The organism is Hymenobacter sp. J193 (assembly GCF_024700075.1).
Lineage (GTDB): Bacteria > Bacteroidota > Bacteroidia > Cytophagales > Hymenobacteraceae > Hymenobacter.
The window spans coordinates 4,283,633-4,306,691 of sequence record NZ_JAJONE010000001.1; the positions used below are offsets into that span (position 1 = coordinate 4,283,633).

Sequence of the window (23,059 nt, forward strand, 5' to 3'; positions counted from 1 at the left end):
AATGTCAAGAATCCTGCCAACGCGGCCCGGCTTTCCCGGCGCCCGTTCACAAGATCTTAACGGTTTTTACCCTGTTTTCGTGCCTGTCACATCCGAATATTTCTATACCGCTACCGGCCGCTGCAGCGCCGCCTTGGGGGCCGGCCGCTCGCCAATCTGCTGGCGCCACATGGCGTAGTACAAGCCTTTGCTTTGCAGCAGCTCCTCGTGCCGACCGGCCTCGGCTACGTGGCCACGCTCCAGTACAAAGATTCGGTCGGCGTGCAGGATGGTGCTCAGGCGATGGGCAATGAGGATGGTGATGTGCTGGCGCGAGCCCGAAAGCTCCCGCACCGTCTGGCTGATTTCCTCTTCCGTGAGGGAGTCCAGGGCCGAAGTGGCTTCGTCGAACACCAGCAGGGTAGGGTGGCGCAACAGGGCCCGGGCAATGCTCAGGCGCTGCTTTTCACCCCCGGAAACCTTCACGCCGCCCTCGCCAATGACGGTATCCAAGCCTTGCGGGGCGCGGGCCAGCAGGGAGTCGGCGGCGGCTTGGTGCAGGGCCTGCAGGCACTGCTCGTCGGTGGCATGCGGGGCCACGAAGCGCAGGTTCTCCCGGATGGTGCCCGCAAACAGCTGGGTATCCTGGGTCACGAAGCCGATTTGCTCCCGCAGCGCGTCGAGGTCCAGCTCCGGGCCTGGAATGTTGTTGTAGAGAATTTGGCCCTGGGCGGGCGGGTACAGGCCTACCAGCAGCTTCACCAGCGTGGTTTTGCCTGAGCCCGAGGGCCCCACGAAGGCTATGGTTTCGCCCAGCTTGGTTTGGAAGGAAATGCCATCCAGGGCCGGGGCGCTAGCCGAGAGGTGCTGGAAGTGCACGTTGTCGAAGGCCAGGGTTTCGAGCTTCTGAATGACTTTCGGGTGCAGGGGCTTTACTTCCCGGGGCGTGTTCAGAATCTGCTGGTAGTTGGCCAAGGACGCTTCCGTTTCGCGGTACACGTTGATGATGGTGCCCATTTCCTGCAGCGGCCCGAAGATGGCGAAGGAGTAGATGAAGAACGAGAAAAACTCACCCACGGTAATCACCTGCTGCACCACCAGATACAGCAGCATCAGCAGAATCACGTTGCGCATCAAGTTCACGAACGTGCCCTGCACAAACGATAAGGAGCGGAGGTAGCGCACCTTCTTCAGTTCCAGCTTCAGAATCTTGTCGGTGGTTGTGTTCAGCCGCTCAGTCTCCTGCTGGGCCAGCCCCAGGCTTTTGATGAGCTCAATGTTGCGCAGACTCTCGGTGGTAGAGCCGGCCAGGGCCGTGGTTTCGGCCACAATGGTTTTCTGAATCACCTTGATGCGCTTGCTCAAAAACAAGCTCAACGAGCCCAGCAGCGGAATCGTCAGGAAGTATACCACCGCAATGGGCCAGTACACGCTGATGGCGTACCACGTCACAAACACGATGCCCACCACGGAAATAAACAGCACGTTCACGAAGCTCTGAATCAGCTTCTCCACGTCGGTGCGCACTTTCTGGAGCTTGCCCAGGGTCTCGCCGGAGCGTTGGTCCTCAAACACCTGGTAGGGCAAATCGAGCGAGTGACGCAGTCCGTCGGAGTACAGCTGGGCGCCCAGGCGCTGGGTGATGACGTTGACGTAGTAATCCTGGAAGTTCTTGGCAATGCGCGACACCATGGCCACGCCCATGGCCTGCAGAATCAGCAGGCCCGCCCCGCTGCGCAAAAACGCCCCGAAGCCGTCGTGAAACGCCGTAGAGCCAGCTTTCACCACGTGCCGGTCAATGATCTGCCGGAAGATATACGGGTCGAGCAGGGAGAAAACCTGGTTGATGGCGGCCAGCAGCAAGGCCAGCGCCAGAAGCCCCCAGTAGTTGCGGAGGTAGGAGTACAGTAGTTTCATGGAGGAGGGTAAGGGCCGGTTCGGGCCTGGTTAGATACCGGGAGCCCGCGGAATAGTTTTCGGTGGCCAGCAAGGTAGCGGCTGAAAGCCAGGAACCAACCAGATAAGTGCCTCAAAGCTTGCTGTTATGCTGCGACAAGACTCCAGAACGTCATGCTGAGCGCAGTCGAAGCATCCCTACCGCTCCGTTAGGCTTACCACACTACCAAGATGCTTCGACTGCGCTCAGCATGACGTCCCAAAAACCCGCTCACCCCACTATTCCTGCCTGCCCGCTTGGAACCTCAGCTGCCTTCCCGTAGTACAACCGATAAGTAGATCCGCCTGTGCCTTCTCCGGCCAGCCGCCACCAAACGTGCTACCACATGCAGAAACACACCTATAATCTGGGCCTGATTGGCAACTGTGCTTTCCTTGGCTTGATTGACACCGACACCGCCGTGCGCTGGCTTTGCTGGCCCCGCTTCGACAGCAGCTTCGTCTTCGGCTCCCTGCTCGACGACGACAAGGGCGGCGAGTTCAGCATCAAGCCCGCCACCGGCACCTGGGAGTCGCGGCAGTACTACCGGCCCAACACCAACGTGCTCTGCACCGAAATTACCACCGCCGACGGCCGTTACCGCGTCACGGACTTTGCCCCTCGCTTTTCCCAGTACGAGCGGTACTACAAGCCCCTCATGTTTATCCGGAAGGTGGAGCCGCTGGAAGGCTCACCCCGCGTGCGGGTGGCCTGCCGCCCGGTAGGCCAGTACGGGCAGCTGGCCCTCAACCGCCGCCGCAGCTCCAACCACATTGCTTTTCTGGGCCTGGAAGAGGAAATACGCCTCACCACCAACATCCCGCTCACCTACGTGCTCGACGAGGAAGACTTTGCCCTCAACGACACCAAGTACCTCGTGCTCACCTACGGCGCACCCCTGGAAGCCCCGCTGGAAAGTACCGCCGAGCGGTTCCTGCTCAGCACCCTCGACTACTGGCGCAAGTGGGTGAAAAGCACCAGCATCAGCGCCTTCCACCAGGATCAGGTGATTCGCTCGGCCCTGGCCCTCAAAATCCACCAGTACGAGGACACCGGCGCCATCATTGCGGCCAGCACCACCTCCCTGCCCGAAGCGCCCGGCAGCACCCGCAACTGGGACTACCGCTATTGCTGGATGCGCGACACCTACTACATCCTCACGGCCTTCAACAACATCGGCCACTTCGAGGAGATGGAGCGGTATTTCCACTACATCGCTAATATTTCCACCAAGATCAAAGACAAGTACCAGCCGCTCTACGGCATCAGCGGGGCGTCTGACCTCATTGAGGAAGAGCTGCCCCTGGCCGGCTACCTCGGCAACCAGCCCGTGCGCATTGGCAACGACGCCTACACCCACATCCAGAACGACGTGTACGGGCAGGTGCTGGTGGCGCTGCTGCCGCTCTACGTGGACTGCCGCTTTCTCGACCCCGAGCGGCCCAACCCCGAGAAGCTGGTGCTGGAAGCTCTCAACCTCATCGAGACAACCATGGATCAGCCCGATGCCGGCCTCTGGGAGTTCCGCAACCTGGCTCAGTACCACTGCTACACCTACCTGTTCCACTGGGCCGGCAGCCATGCTGCCCGCAAAGTGGCCCGCTCCATTGGTAACCGCGACATGGAAGCCCGTGCCGAGCGCCTCATTCAGGCCGCTACCGACCGGATTGAGCAGTGCTTCAACCAGGAGCGCGGGGTATACACCAACGCCATCGGCTCGCCCCACCTCGATGCCAGTACCATGCAGCTCATCCTGATGGGCTACCTCGACCCGGCTTCCGAAAAAGCCGCCCACCACCTTGTAGAGCTGGAAAAGGAGCTGAAAACCCCCGAAGGCCTGTTCTACCGCTACCGCCACGCCGACGACTTCGGTACCCCCGAAACCACTTTCCTCATCTGCTCTTTCTGGTACGTGGAGGCCCTGGCTTGCGTGGGCCGCGTGGAGGAAGCCATCCGGGAGTTCGAAAAGCTCACCACCTACACCAACCACCTGGGCTTGCTTTCCGAGGACGTAGACGCCAAAACCGGTTCCCAGTGGGGCAACTTCCCCCAGGCCTACAGCCACGTGGGGCTCGTAAACGCCGCTTACCGCATCGCGCAAAAGCTCAGCAAGCCCAACTTCCTGTAAGAGCGTGTCTGGGAATTGTCATGCTTCGACAGGCTAAGCATGACGGGAGTAGCGCTTATGCAAAATCCCGGACACGCGCTAAGAAGCGGTAGTACAATGTTGAGACGCCTACTTGCGTCTCGTCGCCCGCGCAGTCCCAACGACTGTTGTTCAACGACGAGATGCAAGTAGGCGTCTCAACATTGTTCTATTCCTATAAGGCCTGCCACATCTGAAACCGAACGTCTCAATCCCACGCGCGTCAGCTGCCACCGCGCAACAGTCAAAGGCAACTGCGCACCTGTCAAAGTCTTCCGCGCCTCTGACAATGTCTTCTGCGCCCTTCACACAGCCTTCTGCGCAACTGACAGAAGCTTCCGCGCCTCTGACAATGCCTATTGCGCCCCTGACAGAAGGCATTGCGCCCCTGACAAAGCGTATTGCGCCGATGACAGCAGCCCTTGCGCCGCCGGCCAGGCTCCTCGCAAGCCCGTCAGCACATAGCACAGGCCCGGAATGAAGCATACCGGGCCTGTGCTATGTATTTATGAAGATCAGCAGAGGGAAACCCGCTACAGCAGGCTCCGCAGCAGCCGGCGCACATCAGTCGTAGAGGCCACGCTGAACCGCGCCAGGGAGCGAGGCGTGCTGCCCACCTTCACCGTGTACGCCTCCGGCGGCATGGCCCGGAACGTATCCTCATCCGTGCGGTCGTCGCCGATGGCCAGGGCAAAATCGGGTTGGTACGTGGCCAGCCAGCGCGCCGCCGCCGTGCCTTTGTTGAGGCCCGACGTTTTAATTTCGATGACTTTGTTGCCCTCCATCACCTGCAGGTCGCTGTTCGAGGTCATGAAGGTGAGGTGGTTGAGCAGGTCGCGGGCACGCTCAGCTCCCAGCTCGGCATCAGCGCGGCGGTAATGCCACACCAAAGAGTATTCTTTCTCCTCAATAAAAGCACCCGCCGTGCGCGCTACATACAGCTCCAGAATGGGCCGAATGTCGCGCATCCACTCGTTGTTCAGGGTCTGAAAGAGCTGCCACTCCTGGCCGTGGGCGCGGAGCCAGACGCCGTGCTCGGCAATAAAATCGATGGGCAGATGCCCCAGCCAGGCTTCCAGCGTCTGCCGGTCGCGCCCACTGATGATGACAACCCGGTTCTGCGGCATATCGGCCAGCGCCCGCAACAGCAGCAGCAGTTCCTGGTCGGGCTTGGCCCGCTGGGGGTTGGCGTTGAAGGGCGCCAGCGTGCCATCATAATCCAGCAGCAGCAGGCGCTGACGGGCGCCCTGGTACTGAGCGCGCAGCTGCTCGATTACGGCAGGCTGCAAGGTTTCGGTTGCCAGTGTGTGCTGCTTCATTTTGCTGTAGGTCAGCCGGGCCATGAACAGCTTGGCCCAGGCAAACACGTTGTACTGCCTTACCAGGGCCTGCATGGCGCTCATGCGTTGTTGCTGCTCGTCTTCTGGCATCACCAGGGCGTCATGCATGGCCTCGGCCAGCTGGCCGGTATCGGTGGGGTTGATGATCAGGGCATCCGACAGCTCCCGCGCGGCCCCGGCACGCTCGCTCAGGATCAGTACCCCGTGCTGGTCGGCTTTGCTGGCAATAAATTCCTTGGCCACCAGGTTCATCCCGTCACGCATGGGCGTCACTAGTGCCACCTCCGCCAGGCGGTACAGCGAAGCCAGCTCCTCCAGCGGAAAGGAGCGGTAGAAATAGTGAATGGGCGTCCAGCTGATGGTGCGGTACTGAGCATTGATGCGGCCCACCAGCTCGTCAATTTCCTCCTTGAGGGACGCATACTGGGCCACCTGGTCGCGCGAGGGCACCACCACCATGATCAGGCTTACCTGCTCACGCCACTCCGGGTAGCGCTGTAGTAGTAGCTCAAAGGCCCGCAGCCGCTGGGCTATGCCCTTGCTGTAGTCGAGCCGGTCAATGCTCAGAATCACACGCACCTGGCGCAGGGCCTCCCGGTAAACCGCCTCATGGTGCACCGCCGCTTCGGAGGCCGCCGCCTGCACATACCGCTCGTAATCGATGCCCATCGGGAAGGCATCCACCAGCACCGTGCGGGCCCCGGTTTCAATCTGCCCGTTCTGCGAGGAAAACCCTAGCAACTGCGACACGGCACTCAAGAAGTGCCGCATATAGCCAAAAGTGTGGAAGCCCAGCAAATCGGCCCCCAGCATGCCTTCCAGCAGCTCTTTGCGCCAGGGCAGCACGCGAATGAGCTCGTAGGAAGGGAAGGGAATGTGCAGGAAGAAGCCAATAGTGGCCTCGGGCCGGGCCTGCCGCAACAGGGCCGGCAGCAGCAGCAGCTGGTAGTCGTGCACCCAGATGGTGTCTTCCGGGCCGGCCAGGGCCAGCACGGCCTGGCAGAATTTCTCGTTCACAGCCACGTAGGCTTCCCAGTGGCTTTGCTCGTAGGTGGCATACTGCGAGAAGTAGTGGAAGGTGGGCCAGAGCGTGGAGTTGCTGAAGCCCTCATAGAAGTCCCGGATTTCGGGCTCCGTCAGAAACACGGGCACCATGCTGTCGTCGTGCAGCTGCTGGCGTACGTACTCCTCTTCATTGGCATCCTCCACGAACAGTCCCGGCCAGCCTACCCAAACATTGCCTTCCTGGCGATAAATAGAGCCCAGGCCGGTGGCCAGGCCGCCTTCGCTGGCTTGAAAGGTGAGGCTTTCTTCAGTGCGAAGAACTTTAGTAGGTAGTCGATTGGAAACAATAATCGTTCTGGACATACGCCATGGCGGGATGGTGGACCCTTGAACGTACGCGAGAACGGGCTAGGAAGTGGTGAAACTATCCATCCTTTCGCAAAAAACGCAGACGAACAGACTTGGCACGCGAAATAAGCGTCTGCCAATAAGAAGGTTGAGGTGCGGTACTCGCGCCTAAAGTGCTTTTGGACGGGGGCCTGTTAGTACAAGCAACTTGGCAACTGGAGTAGCTGCAAGGCCCTTAAATGTCGCCTGAAATATAAAAAGGTTTTGATGCAACTTGGAAGCCTCTTAAAGGCTATAAATATATTCCTTTAGCTGCTTGATATGACTTTCAAATAAAAACCGCTTCATAAAGTCGTCAATCAATACAGATTTGTCAATAGTAAGCTTGTTGAAATATATCTTATGAAGCTGGCTCAAAAAGGATTCCTGATTGTTTCTTTCAAACATAAAACCATTTCGAGAATCCTGAATTACTTCCGGTAAGCCACCAGCATCCGAAGCCAGCACCAGGCTGCCCTGCATTAGCGCCTCAATAGCCGTGTTGCCAAGCCCCTCATGGATTGACGGAACCGCAACCAAATCGGCAACTTGCAAAAGCGACAAGAGCAGGCCGTTTTCAATAATACCCGTAATATGTATATAGCTATCCAATTTCCGGGCGCTAATTTCAGTCCGAATCGTATCTTCTAAGTTTTTACCTCCGGCGAAAATGATGAATATATCTTTGGGTTCTAACTTGTTGTCGGTTATAAATTTATGAATAGCATCGAGGAAGAAAAGGTGCCCTTTTGCCGGGTGTAGCCTGCCCGGTAGCACAATTAGATAATCGGGTGTAATTGAAATAGAACGCAAATAGTTATACGCCAAGGAAGAATCTCCGTTTTTGTATTGAATCCCATCATAAATGATAATTGGTCTTTTAATAGAAAAATTATCCTGCATATCATCGAGTGACGCCTTGGAAATGAAAATATTTCCATCATCAGTCTTGTTTGCCAAGCTCTGGTTGTACTTATGAAATAACTGTTTAGGTAATGAGTCAATTGGGCTGGCTGTAAACTGTAAAGACCGATGATAGTTTATTAGTTTAAAGCTCAGCCCTCGGACTCTGGCGTATAGCTTAGTTGCTCTCATGAAAAAGTGAGCCAGCGGAAGATTCGCAACAATTACTTCGCATTTATGCGTTTTTATAAACGAGTATACTTTGTGTAGATAAATATGAGTGTTGATGAGGGCCTTGGTAGTAGGGGTATTATAAGGCTGGTCCAGGATTAATATGTTGTTTTTGCTGATATTAAGGGATGACAGTAGTTTGTCGTCAGTTATGTTAGATAAAATAATCAGGAAGATATTGCTATTACTTTCACAAAAAGCATTAATATGGTTGATAGTCTGCAACTCGGCGCCACCCGTTACCAGCGAAGTGATTACAAAGCAAGTTGATTTCTGGTCGCTCATGACAAAGGGTGAAAGTGAAAGATTTATAGCGCTATTTAAATACTATAACGTTACTGTTTTAGTGAAATTAAAATAAGATTTGCTTAATAAATCATCAGCGTCAAAAAAACGAACATTTTTCTGCGCGGCAGCATCACGAATAACCATTAACGTGTTCTTGTAGTCCAGGTCATAATCATGTGAATTTAAAACGCCAACAACCTCTGATTGCGAAGGCGTGAGCAGTCCACTCAATACACGGTAAAAATCATCGGTGAAAGCCGTTGTATGGGCGCCTATGAGGTTTTGTACTTCATATAAAATAGTATTGCCTTTAACTATCCTGAATGGCTGGCCAGTATTTATATTGTTTTCCTGGATCAATCTGTGAGAATATTGATTTCGAAAGAAGGGAGACTTGGAAAAGCTGAAGTCAAATTTGAAGCCTGCATTCATCAATAATTCTATCAACTGGGAGTTCATAAACCACCAACCGCCGGCGTATAAGCCATTGTGATTGATATTGTGTTTTTTAAACCAATCTAAGTCGCGGCTAAATTGGGCTTCTAAGGAGGATGTTATAAAGTTGTTGCTTCTAATTTCTGATTCAAATCGATGATATAAAGCTGGGTTTAAATAAAAGTGGCCATGGTAGCCCAGAGTAGCTACGGACGCCAGCTGATGGTAGCGTGCCGCCAGCATTTCATCCGAGCATTTATGCTCTGCACAGCCCGCTGCTACTTTAGGGCTGGTCCCGGCCATAACTGTGCAAATCGGCCGTTTGCCCGTAATACTATAATACTCCTTGCAAAAGGATAGTAACTTTGAGAATAAAGCCTGATCAAATACGTTTTCAGTATGAAATATATATCCCAAATGAAATTTGTACTGCTGCGGGATTTTGTATGGCCGTACTTTGTAGAAAAGGCTCTTCACTGCAGTTTTCATCAGAAGGAACTTTAAGGGTGTTTATAAAAGATAGTTAAAAATTGTTTTTTATTGCCGGCATAAAATTAAACTGATCATGCTCGGTTATCTTAGTCTTAAGATCAAGGACCATGAATGGCTCCACGAACGGAGCAGGTTTTGGATTGTTGAATAAGGATTTAAAGATACTAGTGCTATGGAATATAAACTGAATGAATTGAATATTATGCTTTTTAAAAAGCTTCTTGCACGAGTCTTTAAAGAAATGCGGCTTATTGACAATCATGCCTCCTACGCTTAAGTAGCGGATGGTAATGCCTTTGACTACCTTGTTTTCGATTTTACCCCAGATTACATTGCCTAGATCTTCGAAAACCACCAGAGCCTTCCCATATTCATTTGTCTTGACATCAATGAGCTGAAAATCATTCTGGAAATAGACGTTTTCGTTGTATAAGTAATCTTGCTCTTTCCATTTAGAGAAAGCTGACTCAAAGAGGCCGGGTAAATTAAACACGTTTACTTTCAGGAAAGGACCGTGGTACTTGTACCCTATCTTTTCAATAACCGGTCTGGAATTATGATTAGGGATGCCATAAAGAAAGCCGACATCCTCTTTTTCCAGGATTGATTTGCCGAAGCTTAAGATATTAGGAAATATTCGCTTTCCTTTATGCTGTTCAGAGGTAACAGCAATACAATTATGAAAACAATTAAGAACTTCGCCGTTCCGTATAAAATCGTGGGACTTAAACGCCGTAAATCCAATCAGCTCATTATCAATGAAAGCTCCTACGTAAAAGCTGGAAGGTGAGCCAACGACGGAATTATTGTGGTAAGTACCTGACTTGATAGTATGCCAGGAAAAATCCCGGTGCGTCTTGGGATTAACCTCCCGGAAGGACAAATTGACCAGATTGGTAATAGCTACATCCATACCGGGCTGGTCAATATCAATCAGCTTGACTTCGTAATCCATCTTGAATGCGCTGTTTTGAAGGTCGGATGTTCTGGTAGTTACCTAACGGCTCGTTGCTTGTGCTATTGCGTAAAAGAAAAAAACCGCTCTGGGAGGTACCGGAGCGGTTTTTCAACCCAAAGTCAAGCAGAAGGCGAGTAGTCCGTAGGGGAATCGAACCCCTGTTGGTAGAATGAAAATCTACTGTCCTAACCCCTAGACGAACGGACCAAATGGGGTACTGCGGGTGCCGAGGGCGCGTTTGCCGGTTCGGCTTGGATAAAAAAACCGCCCTGGGATACACCGGAGCGGTTTTCATAAACCAAATATCAAAGCAGAAGGCGAGTAGTCCGTAGGGGAATCGAACCCCTGTTGGTAGAATGAAAATCTACTGTCCTAACCCCTAGACGAACGGACCAGATACTGAGGCCATTTCCGTTTTGATGGTGCAAAGATAGGAGGCGAAACATTGAGCGCAATACCCTGTTGAGAGAAAAGTGCTGGAAAAGGGTAAAAGCAACTGATTTTCAGCCCGGAATTTTTTCGCCGAGCCAGTTGAAAGCCGGATATGAGGCCGAAAGCCACACTGCTGGCGAATTTTCGCCGGCATATAAAGTGCTCCGGCAGGAATTGATTTGGCGAAGTTACCCCGGCCCTGTACCTTCGCTCCGCGTTTGCACCAGGCCCCACGTGGGGGCCGTTAACCCCATTCCTTTTATACCATGGCAAAAATTAAAGTCGCCATCAACGGCTTCGGCCGCATCGGCCGCCTGACGTTCAAGTCGTTGCTGGGCCGCGACAACGTAGAAGTGGTGGCCATCAATGACCTGACCGACAACAAGACGCTGGCGCACCTGCTGAAGTACGACTCTATACACGGCCGCTTTGATGGCACTGTAGCGTATGATGAGGAAAGCCTGACCGTAAACGGCCAGCGCATTCACGCTCTGGCGGAGCGCGACCCGAAGCTGTTGCCCTGGGGCGACATGGGCATCGATGTGGTACTGGAATCCACCGGCCGTTTCGTGGATGAAGCCGGCGCAGGCCAGCACATCACCGCAGGCGCCAAGAAAGTGGTAATTTCGGCTCCGGCTACGGGCAACATTCCAACTGTGGTGTTGGGTGTGAACGAGGACATCCTGACCGGCGACGAAACCATCATCAGCAACGCCAGCTGCACCACCAACTGCCTGGCTCCGATGGCGAAGGTGCTCGACGAAGCTTTCGGTATTGAGAAGGGCTACATCACCACGGTGCACGCTTACACCTCGGACCAGAACCTGCAGGACGCGCCGCACAAAGACCTACGCCGCGCCCGCGCTGCCGCTTACAGCATCATCCCTACCAGCACCGGTGCCGCCAAAGCCGTAGGTCTGGTTCTGCCCACGCTGAAAGGCAAGCTCGATGGCCTGGCTATGCGCGTGCCCGTGCCGGATGGCTCGATGACCGACCTGACAGTGATTCTGAAGCAGGAGGTAACCAAAGACCAGATCAACGCTGCGCTCAAAGCGGCCTCCGAAGGCTCGATGAAAGGCATCATTGAATACACCACCGACCCCATCGTAAGCATCGACATCGTAGGCAACACGCACAGCTGCATTTTCGATTCGGAGCTGACCTCGGCCAGCGGCACGCTGGCAAAGGTGATTGGCTGGTACGACAACGAAACCGGTTACTCGACCCGCACTGCTGATCTGATTCAGCAGCTGGGAGAGAAAATGAACGGCTAAGCCTTTTGGCTGCCCGTATAGGTACAAGCCCGGCCGATTTCGGTCGGGCTTTTCTGTGCCCGGTCGCGTACCTTGCGCCGCCGTTCCCTGTTGATTCTGCCGGAGTATGCCCGCTGTTCTGCGTATTTGCTTTTTACTGAACCCAACGTCGGGCACCAACCGACGTCTGGATTTGCCAGCACTGCTAAGCCAACACCTGGATGCCAACCTGGTGAGCTATGAAGTGGAGGAAACACAGTACGCCGGCCACGCCGTGGAGCTGGCCCGCGCGGCCGCGGCCCGGGGCTGCCGGGTAGTGGTGGCGGTGGGAGGAGACGGTACCGTAAATGAAGTAGCGCGAGGCCTGCTGGGCACACAGGCCGCGCTGGGTATTTTACCGCGGGGTTCCGGCAACGGGCTGGCCCGCCACCTGAAGGTGCCCATGGAAATAGCGGCGGCCATCAAGCATCTGAACCAGCCCACGTTTCAGCGCATTGATGTAGGCAGCATCAACGGCCGGGAGTTTTTCTGCACAGCGGGCCTGGGCTTTGATGCGCACGTGAGCAAGTGCTTTGCCGAGGCCGGCACGCGGGGGCTGAGCACCTACGCCCAGGTGGCCCTGCGCGAGTACCGCCGCTTCCGGCCGGTACCCATCACCCTGGAGCTGGCCGATACCACGCTGGAAACGAACTGCTACGTGCTGGCCTTTGCCAACGCCGCTCAGTACGGCAACAACGCCTACATTGCACCCCGCGCCGATATTCAGGATGGCCTCCTCGATTTATGCCTGATTGATTCCATGTCGGTAGTGCGGGCGGTGCGGGTGGCGCTGTCCCTGGCCCTCGGCGACCTACCGGAGTCCGGGGCGGCGGTGTTTCATACCGCCCGGCAGGTGCGGGTAGAGGCTGCCAAGCCCCTCGGCTTCCACGTGGATGGCGACTATGTGGGCACGAGCACGCAGTTCAGCGTAGAATTGCACCCGCTGGCCCTGGAAGTGGCGGTATAAAGGGTTGACTGGTATAGCTAAAATCAGAAACCCGTTATGGGGTTGCTCCAAGCCTTCAGAAGCTATCCAAGCAAACCCTTAGCAAAACCGCCATTTAACCAGAAAACAAGTCAACCATTTACTCGCATGAAAGTCGATAAAAAGCGCCGCGAAGGCGTGGTGTATTCCACCAACCCCGAGTTTGAGTACCAACACGACGGAGCCGAAGAAACGACCACGCTGCCGCCGCAACAGCAGAACCTGCGCGTGCAGCTGGATAAAAAATCCCGGGGCGGTAAGCAGGTCACGCTCGTTACCGGCTTCGTGGGCCAGGATGCCGACCTGCAAACCCTGGGCAAGCTGCTCAAGACCAAGTGCGCCGTGGGCGGCAACGCCAAAGACGGCGAAATCATCATCCAGGGTGACTTTCGCGACAAGGTTATGGCCGTGCTGCTGGCTGCCGGCTACAAAGCCAAGAAAGCGGGCGGGTAAGCGGTAGAAGGTCTTGGCGTGGACCGGGTAAGTAGACCAGCGGGGTGGGGTTACGTATGGGAGTAACCGTTCCTCGGACCTGTTCTTCACTACTGCTCCTCTAACTATGCCTGCCACAGAATCGCCAACCATCCACGCTCTGGCCGAAAACGGCGTTATCGAAGCCGTGCTATGGCTGAAGCTGATCGTGGAAACCATTGGGGCCATTATCATCGCGCTGGGGATTTTTGGCGCGGGCTGGCTTTTTCTGAAGGCTTTGCTGCGTCGGCAAACCGCCGACTTTACGGCCATCCGCCTAACCCTGGCCCGCTACCTGGCCCTGGCCCTGGAGTTTCAGCTGGGGGCCGATATTCTTTCCACGGCCATAGCGCCCAGTTGGGAGCAGATTGGCAAGCTCGGGGCCATTGCCATTATTCGGACGGCGCTCAACTTCTTCCTATCCAGAGAAATGAAGGAAGAAAAGCACGATTCCGCCGAGCAGCACGTGACGGCTAAAGCAGCCGGGGCCAGCCAACCACCAAGCGTAGAGGGCTAAGAGCGTGTTTGGGAATTCACTCGGTTGTAGCACGTCGTAACGTCATGGTCAGATTGGCGAGCAGTATCCAGGCCGCATGGCTGGCCGGGGTGCGCTCGTAATCCACGACGATGCGCCGAAAGCAGTTGAGCCAGGCGAAGGTGCGCTCCACGACCCAGCGCTGGGCCACGGGCACGAAGCCCCGGTCGGCACTGGGCGGGCGGCTGGCCACTTGGTGCTGCCAGCCCAAGGCCCGGACCTGCTGCGCAAAACGACCGTGGTAGGCCCGGTCGGTGAGCACGGTGCGCAGCCGGCTGGCCCAGGCCGGGCGCAGCTGCTCGCGCCGGGGCAAGAGCGGGTGGGCCGCCCGGCTGTCGTGTCCGCTGGCCGCGTGCACGACCACCTGCCAGATGCGGCCGCCCGTGTCGCACAGGACCTGGCGCTTGCGGCCGTTCACCCGTTTGTGCGCGTCGAGGCCGCGCTGCTGGTTCAGGCGCGGGGCCAGTTTGACGCTTTGCGCGTCGACTAGGGCCAGCGACGGGGTGGGCAAGCGCTGACTCGCCAGCCGGTCGGCGCGGTTGCCGGCCTCGTTAAGCCGTTGCAGCGTGCCGGTGGCTTGCCAGCGGGCGAAATAGTAGTACACCGCCGACCAGGGCGGGAAACACGCCGGCAGGCTGCGCCACTGGCAGCCCGTGCGGCACACGTAGCGCAACGCGTCAACGACTTGGCGCAAACACAAGCGGCGCTTGCGTTGCAGGGGCAGCAGCGGCGCAATAACTTGCCACTGCGAGTCAGTAAGGGGTTGATAGCACTCACCCATAAAGCGAAAAGGAGCCTAGGAACTCCCCACGCAACTTACTGGCTCGTTTCTTTTGGCCCGAACCTAATTCCCAAACACGCTCTTAGGCTACTTAGCCCTGCAGTAAAAATTCCCGGGCTCTTACCACATCCTCGGGCGTATCAATGCCCAGGGTGGCTTCCGCAGTTTCGGCGGTGCGGATGCGGTAGCCGTGCTCCAGCCAGCGCAGCTGCTCCAGGCTCTCGGCCAGTTCCAGGGCCGAGGGCGGCAGCTGGGTTAGCTCCTGCAGCACGGCGGGGCGGTAGGCGTAGAGGCCAATGTGACGCAGGTAGCGGTGCTGCTCCAACCACTCCCAGTTGGGATGCTGGCGCTGGTAGGGCAGGGGGTGACGGCTGAAGTACAGGGCCTCCTGCTGCGTGTTCAGCACCACTTTGGGTAGGTGGGGGCTGAACAACTCCTCTTCGCTGATGACGGGCTTCACTAAGGTGGCAATCTGCGTATCGGTATCCGCAAACAAATCCAGCAGCGCATTGATCTGAGCCGGCTGGATGAACGGCTCGTCGCCCTGAATATTCACTACGCAGTCGGCCGAGGCTCCCAGCTGCTGGTAGGCGTCCCACACCCGGTCGGTGCCGCTGGGGTGAGCAGGCGAAGTCAGCAAGGCCTCGCCGCCGAAGCTGCGCACGTGGGTCAGGATCCGCTCATCGTCGGTGGCTACTACCACGCGGCTTAGGCGGGCCTGCCGGGCCTGGGCCACCACGCGCTGAATCATGGACTGGCCGCCCAGGTCTACGAGGGGTTTGCCGGGCAGCCGGGTGGAGGCATAGCGGGCCGGAATGATACCGATGGCGGAGAGCATAGCGAGAAGCAAAAAAGGTAGGCCGCAAAGGTAGCGGAACAAGGCTGGCAAGCAGCCGAAAAGAGGGCTTAGTGTCAGGTAGAAAGCCATTTTCGCGCTACCATTGTGGTACTTGGGGAGGATAATTTTTTATCTTTCGGCACTAATTATGCAAAGAGGCCGCCCGCGTCGTTTCCGATTGGCTTTTCTGGTCTCTGCTTTCCGTTGCTTCATGATTCGCTTTCGTTTCTCTCTTGTTGCCTTGCTATGCGCCGGTGGGCTGGCGCAGGCCGCCCCGGTCAGCCCCGCCCCACCCGATTCTATTGGCGTCGAATACCGCAACAACACGGCCCTGATCCGGCACCGCGTAGCCCCCGGCGAAACGCTGTACGGTCTGGCACGGCGCTATAAGGTGGCCGTCGATGCCATTGTGGAAGCCAATCCAAAAGTGAAAGGCGCCCTGATTTCGGGGCAGGTGGTGCTGGTGCCCCGCACCCGGGTGCTGCTCACGCCCGCCGCCACGGCCAGCCGGGCTACAACCCCCGCCCGCACGGCCGCGCCTGCTGCGGCCTCCAGCTCGGCGGCACTGGCGCTGCCCCGCGATGCGCAGGGCAACCGGGTGTATGTGGTGAAGCCCGGCCAGACGCTCTACGCCATTGCCCAGCGCTTTGGCGTCAGCTCCAACACGTTGCTGAGGCAAAACCGCCTGGGGGCCGGCGGCCGGGTGCTGGTGGGCCAGAAGCTGATTATCGTGCCCGCTGGCGGAACTGCTTCGGGCGGAACCGATACGAAGGCGGCGCCCGTGCGCAAGCCTGCCCCGGCTTCGGTGCCAACCCCCGAGCCCGTAGAGGCCGTGGCTGCGGCCCCGCCCCGCCCGATGCCCGCTAAAGAAACGCCGACCCCGCGGGAAGAACCCCGCCCGGTAACGCCCAAAGAAACACCCCGGGAAACGGCCAAAGAAGATGAGGCCGATGAGAAGGCCGACGAAAACCGGGGCCCGGCCCGCGCCAGTGAGGTGGTGAAGCGCGTGACGGAAAGTGGCCTGGCGGCCGTCATTCCCAACAATACCACCGTCAAATACCTGGCCCTGCACAAAACCGCCCCGGTTGGCAGCATCGTGGAAGTGCGCAACATCATGAACAACGTGTCGGTGTTCGTGCGCGTGATTGGCGTGCTGCCCGATACCGGCGAGAACAGCAACATCCTCATTCGCCTCTCGCCCCGTGCCGTGCAGATGCTGGGCACCCCCGACCAGCGCTTCCGCGTGGAAACTTCCTACCTGCCGTAACGGGTAACAAGTGTCAGGTAATTAGGTGTCATTGGGACGTGTTACCTGTCTCCTGTTACCTGTCACCTGATTACCCCGAATTTATGAACCATGCCCAGGTGCGCGTCCTGCTGGAGGAGCAATACCGGCGCTATGATCAGCCCACGTTTATTGTGCCCGATCCCATCAGCATTCCGCACCAATTCAGTGCGCGGGCTGATATCGAAATCAGTGGGCTGTTTGCGGCGCTGCTGGCCTGGGGGCGGCGTCCCACCATCATCAGCAAGTGCCGGGAGCTGATGCGCCGCATGGACGATGCGCCTCATCAATATGTGCTGCAGCATTCCGACGAGGATCTGAAAAAGCTGCTGGGCTTTTGCCACCGCACCTTCTGCGACACTGACCTGCTGTACTTTGTGCACTGGCTGCGCTGGTACTACCAGCAGCACTCTTCCCTGGAAGACGCTTTTCTGGCAGGAAACACCCAGAAAGAGCGAATCGAGAACTTCCATACGCTGTTTTTCTCGCTGGAAGACGCTCCGCAGCGCACCCGCAAGCACGTGGCTACGCCGGCGCGGGGCTCGGCCTGCAAGCGCGTAAATATGTACCTGCGCTGGATGGTGCGGCCCGACGAATACGGCGTGGACTTCGGCCTTTGGGCGCGCCTGCCCGCTGCCGACCTGATCTGCCCAATTGATGTACACGTAGAGCGCGTTGCCCGCAGCCTGGGTTTGCTCCAGCGCCAGCAGGTCGATTGGCTGGCCGCTGAGGAACTGACGGCCAACCTCCGGCAGTTCGACGCGCAGGACCCGGTAAAGTACGATTTCGCGCTGTTTGGGCTGGGCGTGGCGGGCGAGCGGTAGCAAGCTGCTTAACCATATTAGGTTGTACGGACAATTATCTTTGCCTTCGTGAGCCATCTGGATGAAATCAGTGACCGGGGTGGGCCGCTTTGGCCCCGCATCTATCGGGAAAAGCGGGCGACGTAGGCCGAACAGGAGCCGATAACCGGCTCTTTCTCCATGCCGTATTCTGGGTAGCGCGCCATGGTTGTGCCTGGCGGGCGCTGCCAGCTCGCTTTGGCAAGCACGACACGCTGCGCAAACGCAGTCGGCGCTGGGCGCAGAAAGGCATTTGGTAACGCTTGTTCGAGGCCGTGCAGGAGCCTGATCTGGACTGGGTGATGCTCGATTCCACCGTGGTGCGGGCCCATGCCCAGGCGGCGGGCAGCCGAAAAAAAGCCGCATCGGCGACGAAGCCCTCGGCCGCAGTCGCGGTGGCCTGACCACCAAAGTGCACGTGCTGGTCGACGCACGGGGTAACCCGTTGCGCATCGTGCTGGGGCCCGGTCAGCAAGCGGATTGCCAACGCGCCGCCGACTTGCTGCTGGCTGCGCACGGTGCCGCGTATGTGCTGGCCGACAAAGGCTACGATACGGACGCTGTCCTGGCCAGTGTAACGGCCATCGGGGACCACGTCGTGATTCCCAGCAAAAAGAACCGTTTGGTCCAACGGGGCATTGACCGCAACCTGTACCGCGACCGAAACAAAGTGGAACGCTTTTTCAGTCGTCTCAAGCAGTTTCGCCGGCTCGTCACGCGCTACGAAAAAACAGCCAGTAGCTTTTTGGGCATGATCCATTTCGTCTCTGCCCTCTTGTGGCTCCGCTAAATGTCCGTGCAACCTAGCAACGAACTTTATAGTGGGTATAAAACCGCAAGGCCGTCTGTTCAGAAAGAACAGACGGCCTTGCAATTCAGAAAGCCCTTTATCCTAAGGAATCTGGCAACTAGTTTGTGAATTTGATATGGAGTGCCTCCGTTACTTGCTCGGCAGGAATAGCGAAGCCAATACCTTCAATTCCACGACCTACCAATTTGGCATTAACAATGCCCAGGAGTTGGCCCGTCCGTGCCACGAGTGCACCTCCGCTGTTGCCACCATTAATGCTCACATCAGTTTGCAGAAAGGAGCGGCCATCTACCTTACGGCGGCCACTTATAATACCCTTGGTTACCGTCTGTCCCAATTCTTTATCAGCAGGAGTGCCAATGGCAAATACATCTGCACCTATTTCGCTCAGACTGGTGGTTGGCAACTGGAAAGCAGTAAGACCTTCTGCATCGATCTTGAGCAGAGCCAAATCCATTTCAGGATTGAGGCGAACAACCTTTGCTTTTGAGCTCATGCCATCCGCGAGTTGAATTTTTACTTCTTCCTGGTCTTCAACTACATGGGCGTTAGTCACTATATAGCCATCCGGAGAAATAATGCAGCCACTTCCGTGACCGTCTTTGGTTTCTACAATAACCACACATCGTGCAGCGGTGCTTAGCCCCTTATCAGCCGCCATTGGCGTGCCGCGGCGCATGGAGATAGGTGCCTGCACAGCATCGGAGTCACCCTTGCCACCGGCTGGTTTGGTTAGGGCCTCCGTAACTTGCTGATTGGCAAAGAACGTGTAGAAGGAGTTCTCAAATGCATCTTCGAAAGCAGCGCTGCCGCCCTGTTCAAATTTAATACTGGAACCAGCTGTCTTTTGCTCTACCACCGTTTGTCGGTTTTGGTTGAGCAGCTTCCAGGTTACTTCAACTGTGCAGCGTGTTTCGAAATGAGCTGATTTGTAGGGGGATGAGGCATGGACATTGTATTTAACGTCGCGCATTTCGCCCTGCAGCGTGTAACGAGAGTTGAGGCCAGCCGAGAAAATGCTTTTGGTTTCAGCATCGGGCACGGTGTAGCCGATATCTTTAAGTGACCCATTGACGGAAGATTTCAGGTGCTCAGCATCGGTGTCGAGGGACTTCCCGAAATAGAGGATTTCCTGGGGTTCGCCCTGCACGAAAAGGTTGCCCATCTTGTCGCCGCCTTTAATGCGCACATTCATGAGGGTGCACTGAACAGATTGGCTGCCGGCCACTGCTTTGGGCATCTGGGGCATTGTTGCCTGAAGCTCCTTCTTATCGAGGCGGGAGTTGGCGCCAGTAGCATAGTCCGTAAGCAAGCCAAAGAGTCCTCCCAACATCAGCAGTAAGCCGGTCTGGCCGGTATACTCTGTGTCACCGTTGGAGTTGGTAGAAAAAGAAAGACCCTTAGCCGTACCATATATGAGCGGCACATAGTTTAAATATGTCAGGCCCGTGGTTTTATCCGGATACAAAACCTGCGAATATTCTTTGTAGCCGTCATGTTTGACCTTCACTTCGGAGCTCCGCTTACGCGGCACCCGTATGCTTACGGTGTTGGATTGACCGGCTACTGGCTTGGCTTCAACAGGTTTGTCGTTAATATAATACGTACTCCCAGAAGGGGCACCTACCAACCGTACTGATTGCCGGGAGCCGGAAAGTATGGTGGCGCAGCTAGGTAGCAGCAAAGAGCCCAGCAGCAAACCACTGATAATTCGAGTAGAGGTTTTTTTCATAAAATGATGAAAGGGAAATGAGAAGAAAACAGGTACACGTATGCTGCTGGCTTCCGTCACCGGTAGCATAGGAGGCCACGGAATTGCAATGGCCGAAACAAAAGAAAAGAGAAACCGGCTAGTAGCGGCACCCTGGCCACGTTGGTGGTTTAGGTAGTATAATAGGCTGGTAATAAGAAGATTATTGTGGCATTTTTAGTGTATCGTCATGAAGTGGTATAGAGAAAAATACTAACAGGAACGTTTGGGCTAATCAGCTGCTGGGATTGGGTGATTGTACAATCGTAGTTTTCAAAAGTAGGTAGCTTTGGGCGTAGAAAAAAGCGTCAGCCTTCCATTAATTCAATTTTAAGTCTGGCTCATACGATCCGGCAAACAGAATTTGATGCTATACTAACTCACTTGAATCTTTCGCCCGCCGAATGCTGTTTACTTTCGCATCCTCTTCCGATTCCCGCTTACTTCGTTTCGACTTTCTGATTTGATTCTTCCCAATAACTTCGAGCAAAAAATCGGCTTCGCGCAGCTGCGTGAGATGCTGGAGGAGCGGTGCCTGAGCGCGCTGGGTCGCCAGTTTGTGGCTAAAATGAGCTTCCAGACCAACGCCGAGCAGCTTCAGAAGCTCCTGCTCCAGACCGACGAGTTCCGCCAGCTCCTGCACAGCGGCGCTGACTTCCCCAGTGCCCACTACCACGATGTAAACCCGCACCTGGTGCGCGCCTCGCTGCCCGGCGCTTACCTCGACGTGCCCGCTTTTTTCTCCGTGAAGATGAGCCTGCGCACCATTCGGGAGGCGCTGGTTTTCTTTACTCAGGCCGAGGATAGGCTCTACCCCACGCTGCGCCTACTAGGCATTGGCGTGCAGGTAGACCGCAACCTGCTGGCTGCCCTCGACAAAGTGGTGGACGACGAAGGCCAGGTACGCGACGATGCTTCGCCCTTGCTGCGTCAGCTGCGCCAGGAGCTTATCAACCGCCAGGGCATGCTGCGCAAGCAGATTGCGGGCATTCTGCGCCACGCCCGCCAGGAAGGCTGGGTGCCCGAAGGCTCCGAACCTACCATTCGGGGTGGGCGGCTGGTGCTGCCCGTCATTGCCGAGCATAAGCGCCGCGTAAAGGGCCTGATTCACGACGAATCGGCCTCGGGGCAGACGGTGTTTATCGAGCCGGAAGCCGTGTTTGAGCTCAATAACGACATCAAGGACCTCGAAAACGCCTACCAGCGCGAGCTGGTGCGCATTCTCACGGCCCTAACCGACCAGCTGCGCCCTCACATTCCTGACCTGCGCAAAGCCTACCAGTACCTAGGCTTGCTCGACTTCATCCGGGCGAAGGCCCGGCTGGCGCGGGAGCTGGAGGCCACGCTGCCTTCGCTCAGTTCCCGGCCGCTGGCCCACTGGAAGCAGGTGCGCCATCCACTGCTGTACTTCGCCTTCCAGAACCACCCCAAGGACGACCCCCGCGAAGTAGTGCCCCTGGACATTGAATTGAACCCCGAGCAGCGCATTCTGCTGATTTCGGGGCCGAATGCTGGGGGTAAGTCGGTGGCCATGAAGACGGTGGGCCTGGTGCAGTACATGCTGCAGTGCGGCCTGCTGATTCCGGCCGGCGAAACGTCCGAAGCCGGCATGTTCGATGATATTTTCCTGGATATCGGCGATGAGCAGAGCCTGGAAAATGACCTGAGCACGTACTCCTCGCACTTGCTCAGCATGAAGCAGTTCGTGACCCTGGCCGGCAAGCGCAGCTTGGTGCTCATTGATGAGTTCGGGACGGGCACGGAGCCGGCCCTGGGCGGGGCCATTGCTGAGGCCGTGCTGGAGCAGCTCAACCGCGCCCGGGCTTTCGGCGTTATTACCACCCACTACACCAACCTGAAAAACTACGCCGAGCGTACGCCCGGCATCGTGAACGGGGGAATGCGCTATGACCCCGACCAGCTGCAGCCGCTTTACCGTCTCGAAATCGGGAAGCCTGGCTCTTCGTTCGCCATCGAAATTGCCCGCAAAATTGGTTTGCCCAAGCAGCTGGTGGAGCGCGCTTCTCAGCTGGTAGGCAAGGATAAAATCCGCTACGACCGGCTGCTGGAAGGCTTGGAAAAAGAGAAAACTGAGCTGGAGCAGCGCACCGCCGAAGCTGCCAAGGCCGAGCGACGCCTCAAGAAAGCCGCCCAGGAATACCAGGACCTCAAACGCTACCTTGACGAAACCACCCTGGACGTGCTGCGCGAGGCCAAGCAAAAAGCTAAGCTCCTACTCAAGGACACCAACCAGCAAATTGAAAGCACCATTGCCGACATCCGCCGCTCGCAGGCGGGCAAGGAAGAAACCAAGCAGGCCCGCGAAAAGCTCGACACCTTCGTGCGCGAAAAGCTTCAGATTGAGCCGCCCAAGCCCCGCGCTACCCGCGAGCTGGCTGAGGCGGGCACTCTCAAGCCCGGCGACAAAGTGGCGCTGATTGGGCAGGAAGGCCACGGTGAGCTGATGAGCGTGAAGGGCAAAACCGCCGAGGTTTCCTTCGGGGGCATGAAGACGCTGGTGAAAGTAGGCCAGCTCGAAAAGCTCAGCCGTTCCGAAATCCGGGAGCGGGAGAAGGAAGCCAGCCGCAAAGCCCCAGCCCAGTACGCTGGCCTGGGCCTCGATATCACGGGGCGTATGTCAGGCTTCAACACCACGCTGGATTTGCGCGGGGAGCGGGCCGAAGATGCGCTGACCAAAGTAATGGCCTACGTGGACGACGCCGTGATGCTGGGCATTTCGGAAATAAAGATCCTGCACGGCCGTGGCAATGGCGTGCTGCGCCAGATCGTGCGCGACTACCTGCGCAGCCAGCGCACCGTGGCCAGCGTAGCCGACGAGCACGCCGACCGCGGCGGCGACGGAGCTACGGTAGCGGTGCTGAAGTAGAAGCTGAGGTTGTTCGAGGCTTCAAAACAGAAAAGGGTGGCTTCCAATAT

General features: G+C 56.7%; 16 protein-coding genes, 2 tRNA genes and 1 pseudogene. 9 read left to right on the plus strand and 10 right to left on the minus strand.

The genetic code is table 11. From position 1 onward, the window contains the following. Window positions 1–102: 102 nt before the first annotated feature. Window positions 103–1,896 carry an ABC transporter ATP-binding protein gene (locus tag LRS06_RS18695; protein ID WP_257872893.1) on the minus strand — a complete coding sequence of 598 codons (1,794 nt, stop codon included), beginning with the start codon at window positions 1,894–1,896 and terminating at the stop codon, window positions 103–105. Between the two features lie 365 nt (window positions 1,897–2,261). Between LRS06_RS18695 and LRS06_RS18700 the strand changes: the two genes are divergently transcribed. Beyond that, window positions 2,262–4,043, plus strand: a complete 1,782-nt coding sequence (locus LRS06_RS18700) for a glycoside hydrolase family 15 protein (RefSeq protein ID WP_257872894.1) — start codon at window positions 2,262–2,264, stop codon at window positions 4,041–4,043. A gap of 551 nt (window positions 4,044–4,594) precedes the next feature. Here LRS06_RS18700 and LRS06_RS18705 read toward each other — a convergent pair. From LRS06_RS18705 to LRS06_RS18730, 6 genes are all read right to left on the minus strand, one after another. Further along, window positions 4,595–6,769: a bifunctional alpha,alpha-trehalose-phosphate synthase (UDP-forming)/trehalose-phosphatase gene (locus LRS06_RS18705; protein ID WP_257872895.1), complete on the minus strand. Its 2,175-nt coding sequence runs from the start codon at window positions 6,767–6,769 to the stop codon at window positions 4,595–4,597. A 270-nt stretch (window positions 6,770–7,039) separates the two neighbouring features. Then, window positions 7,040–8,212 (minus strand): glycosyltransferase, encoded by a 1,173-nt coding sequence (locus LRS06_RS18710; protein WP_257872896.1) that lies wholly within the window; start codon window positions 8,210–8,212, stop codon window positions 7,040–7,042. Between the two features lie 42 nt (window positions 8,213–8,254). Continuing rightward, window positions 8,255–9,139, minus strand: coding sequence for a hypothetical protein (locus LRS06_RS18715; RefSeq protein ID WP_257872897.1), 885 nt, complete (start codon window positions 9,137–9,139; stop codon window positions 8,255–8,257). 34 nt (window positions 9,140–9,173) lie between these two features. After that, on the minus strand, window positions 9,174–10,097 hold the full coding sequence (locus LRS06_RS18720; protein WP_257872898.1) for a hypothetical protein: 924 nt from the start codon (window positions 10,095–10,097) through the stop codon (window positions 9,174–9,176). A gap of 138 nt (window positions 10,098–10,235) precedes the next feature. Continuing rightward, window positions 10,236–10,307, minus strand: a tRNA-Glu gene (locus LRS06_RS18725). Window positions 10,308–10,422: 115 nt separating this feature from the next. Next, window positions 10,423–10,494: transfer RNA gene (locus tag LRS06_RS18730), tRNA-Glu, on the minus strand. A gap of 304 nt (window positions 10,495–10,798) precedes the next feature. On the opposite strand from LRS06_RS18730, the gene gap reads away from it, so the two are divergent. The 4 genes from gap (at window position 10,799) to LRS06_RS18750 (ending at window position 13,797) form a co-directional block, all read left to right on the plus strand. Then, window positions 10,799–11,806 (plus strand): type I glyceraldehyde-3-phosphate dehydrogenase, encoded by a 1,008-nt coding sequence (gap, locus tag LRS06_RS18735; protein ID WP_257872899.1) that lies wholly within the window; start codon window positions 10,799–10,801, stop codon window positions 11,804–11,806. A gap of 106 nt (window positions 11,807–11,912) precedes the next feature. Then, window positions 11,913–12,791 (plus strand): diacylglycerol kinase family protein, encoded by an 879-nt coding sequence (locus LRS06_RS18740; RefSeq protein WP_257872900.1) that lies wholly within the window; start codon window positions 11,913–11,915, stop codon window positions 12,789–12,791. A gap of 126 nt (window positions 12,792–12,917) precedes the next feature. Beyond that, window positions 12,918–13,262 (plus strand): translation initiation factor, encoded by a 345-nt coding sequence (locus LRS06_RS18745; RefSeq protein ID WP_257872901.1) that lies wholly within the window; start codon window positions 12,918–12,920, stop codon window positions 13,260–13,262. A 106-nt stretch (window positions 13,263–13,368) separates the two neighbouring features. Continuing rightward, a complete protein-coding gene (locus LRS06_RS18750; RefSeq protein WP_257872902.1) occupies window positions 13,369–13,797 on the plus strand; it encodes a DUF1622 domain-containing protein in 429 nt (142 codons plus the stop codon). A 16-nt stretch (window positions 13,798–13,813) separates the two neighbouring features. On the opposite strand, the gene LRS06_RS18755 is transcribed toward LRS06_RS18750, so the two are convergent. Beyond that, window positions 13,814–14,596 (minus strand): IS5 family transposase, encoded by a 783-nt coding sequence (locus tag LRS06_RS18755; RefSeq protein ID WP_257869898.1) that lies wholly within the window; start codon window positions 14,594–14,596, stop codon window positions 13,814–13,816. 91 nt (window positions 14,597–14,687) lie between these two features. Next, complete coding sequence (gene kdsB / locus LRS06_RS18760) at window positions 14,688–15,434, minus strand: 3-deoxy-manno-octulosonate cytidylyltransferase (protein WP_257872903.1); 747 nt, start codon at window positions 15,432–15,434, stop codon at window positions 14,688–14,690. Window positions 15,435–15,645: 211 nt separating this feature from the next. On the opposite strand from kdsB, the gene LRS06_RS18765 reads away from it, so the two are divergent. The 3 genes and pseudogenes from LRS06_RS18765 (at window position 15,646) to LRS06_RS18775 (ending at window position 18,351) form a co-directional block, all read left to right on the plus strand. Further along, window positions 15,646–16,701 (plus strand): LysM peptidoglycan-binding domain-containing protein, encoded by a 1,056-nt coding sequence (locus LRS06_RS18765; RefSeq protein ID WP_257872904.1) that lies wholly within the window; start codon window positions 15,646–15,648, stop codon window positions 16,699–16,701. 83 nt (window positions 16,702–16,784) lie between these two features. After that, the gene (locus LRS06_RS18770) at window positions 16,785–17,543 is read left to right on the plus strand and encodes a TIGR02757 family protein (protein WP_257872905.1); all 759 of its coding nucleotides are present in this window, start codon (window positions 16,785–16,787) and stop codon (window positions 17,541–17,543) included. Window positions 17,544–17,632: 89 nt separating this feature from the next. Next, a pseudogene (locus tag LRS06_RS18775) lies at window positions 17,633–18,351 on the plus strand (IS5 family transposase). Between the two features lie 118 nt (window positions 18,352–18,469). On the opposite strand, the gene LRS06_RS18780 reads toward LRS06_RS18775, so the two are convergent. Next, window positions 18,470–20,104: a S1C family serine protease gene (locus LRS06_RS18780; protein WP_257872906.1), complete on the minus strand. Its 1,635-nt coding sequence runs from the start codon at window positions 20,102–20,104 to the stop codon at window positions 18,470–18,472. A 481-nt stretch (window positions 20,105–20,585) separates the two neighbouring features. Between LRS06_RS18780 and LRS06_RS18785 the strand changes: the two genes are divergently transcribed. Next, on the plus strand, window positions 20,586–23,009 hold the full coding sequence (locus LRS06_RS18785; RefSeq protein WP_257872907.1) for an endonuclease MutS2: 2,424 nt from the start codon (window positions 20,586–20,588) through the stop codon (window positions 23,007–23,009). Window positions 23,010–23,059 lie beyond the last annotated feature (50 nt).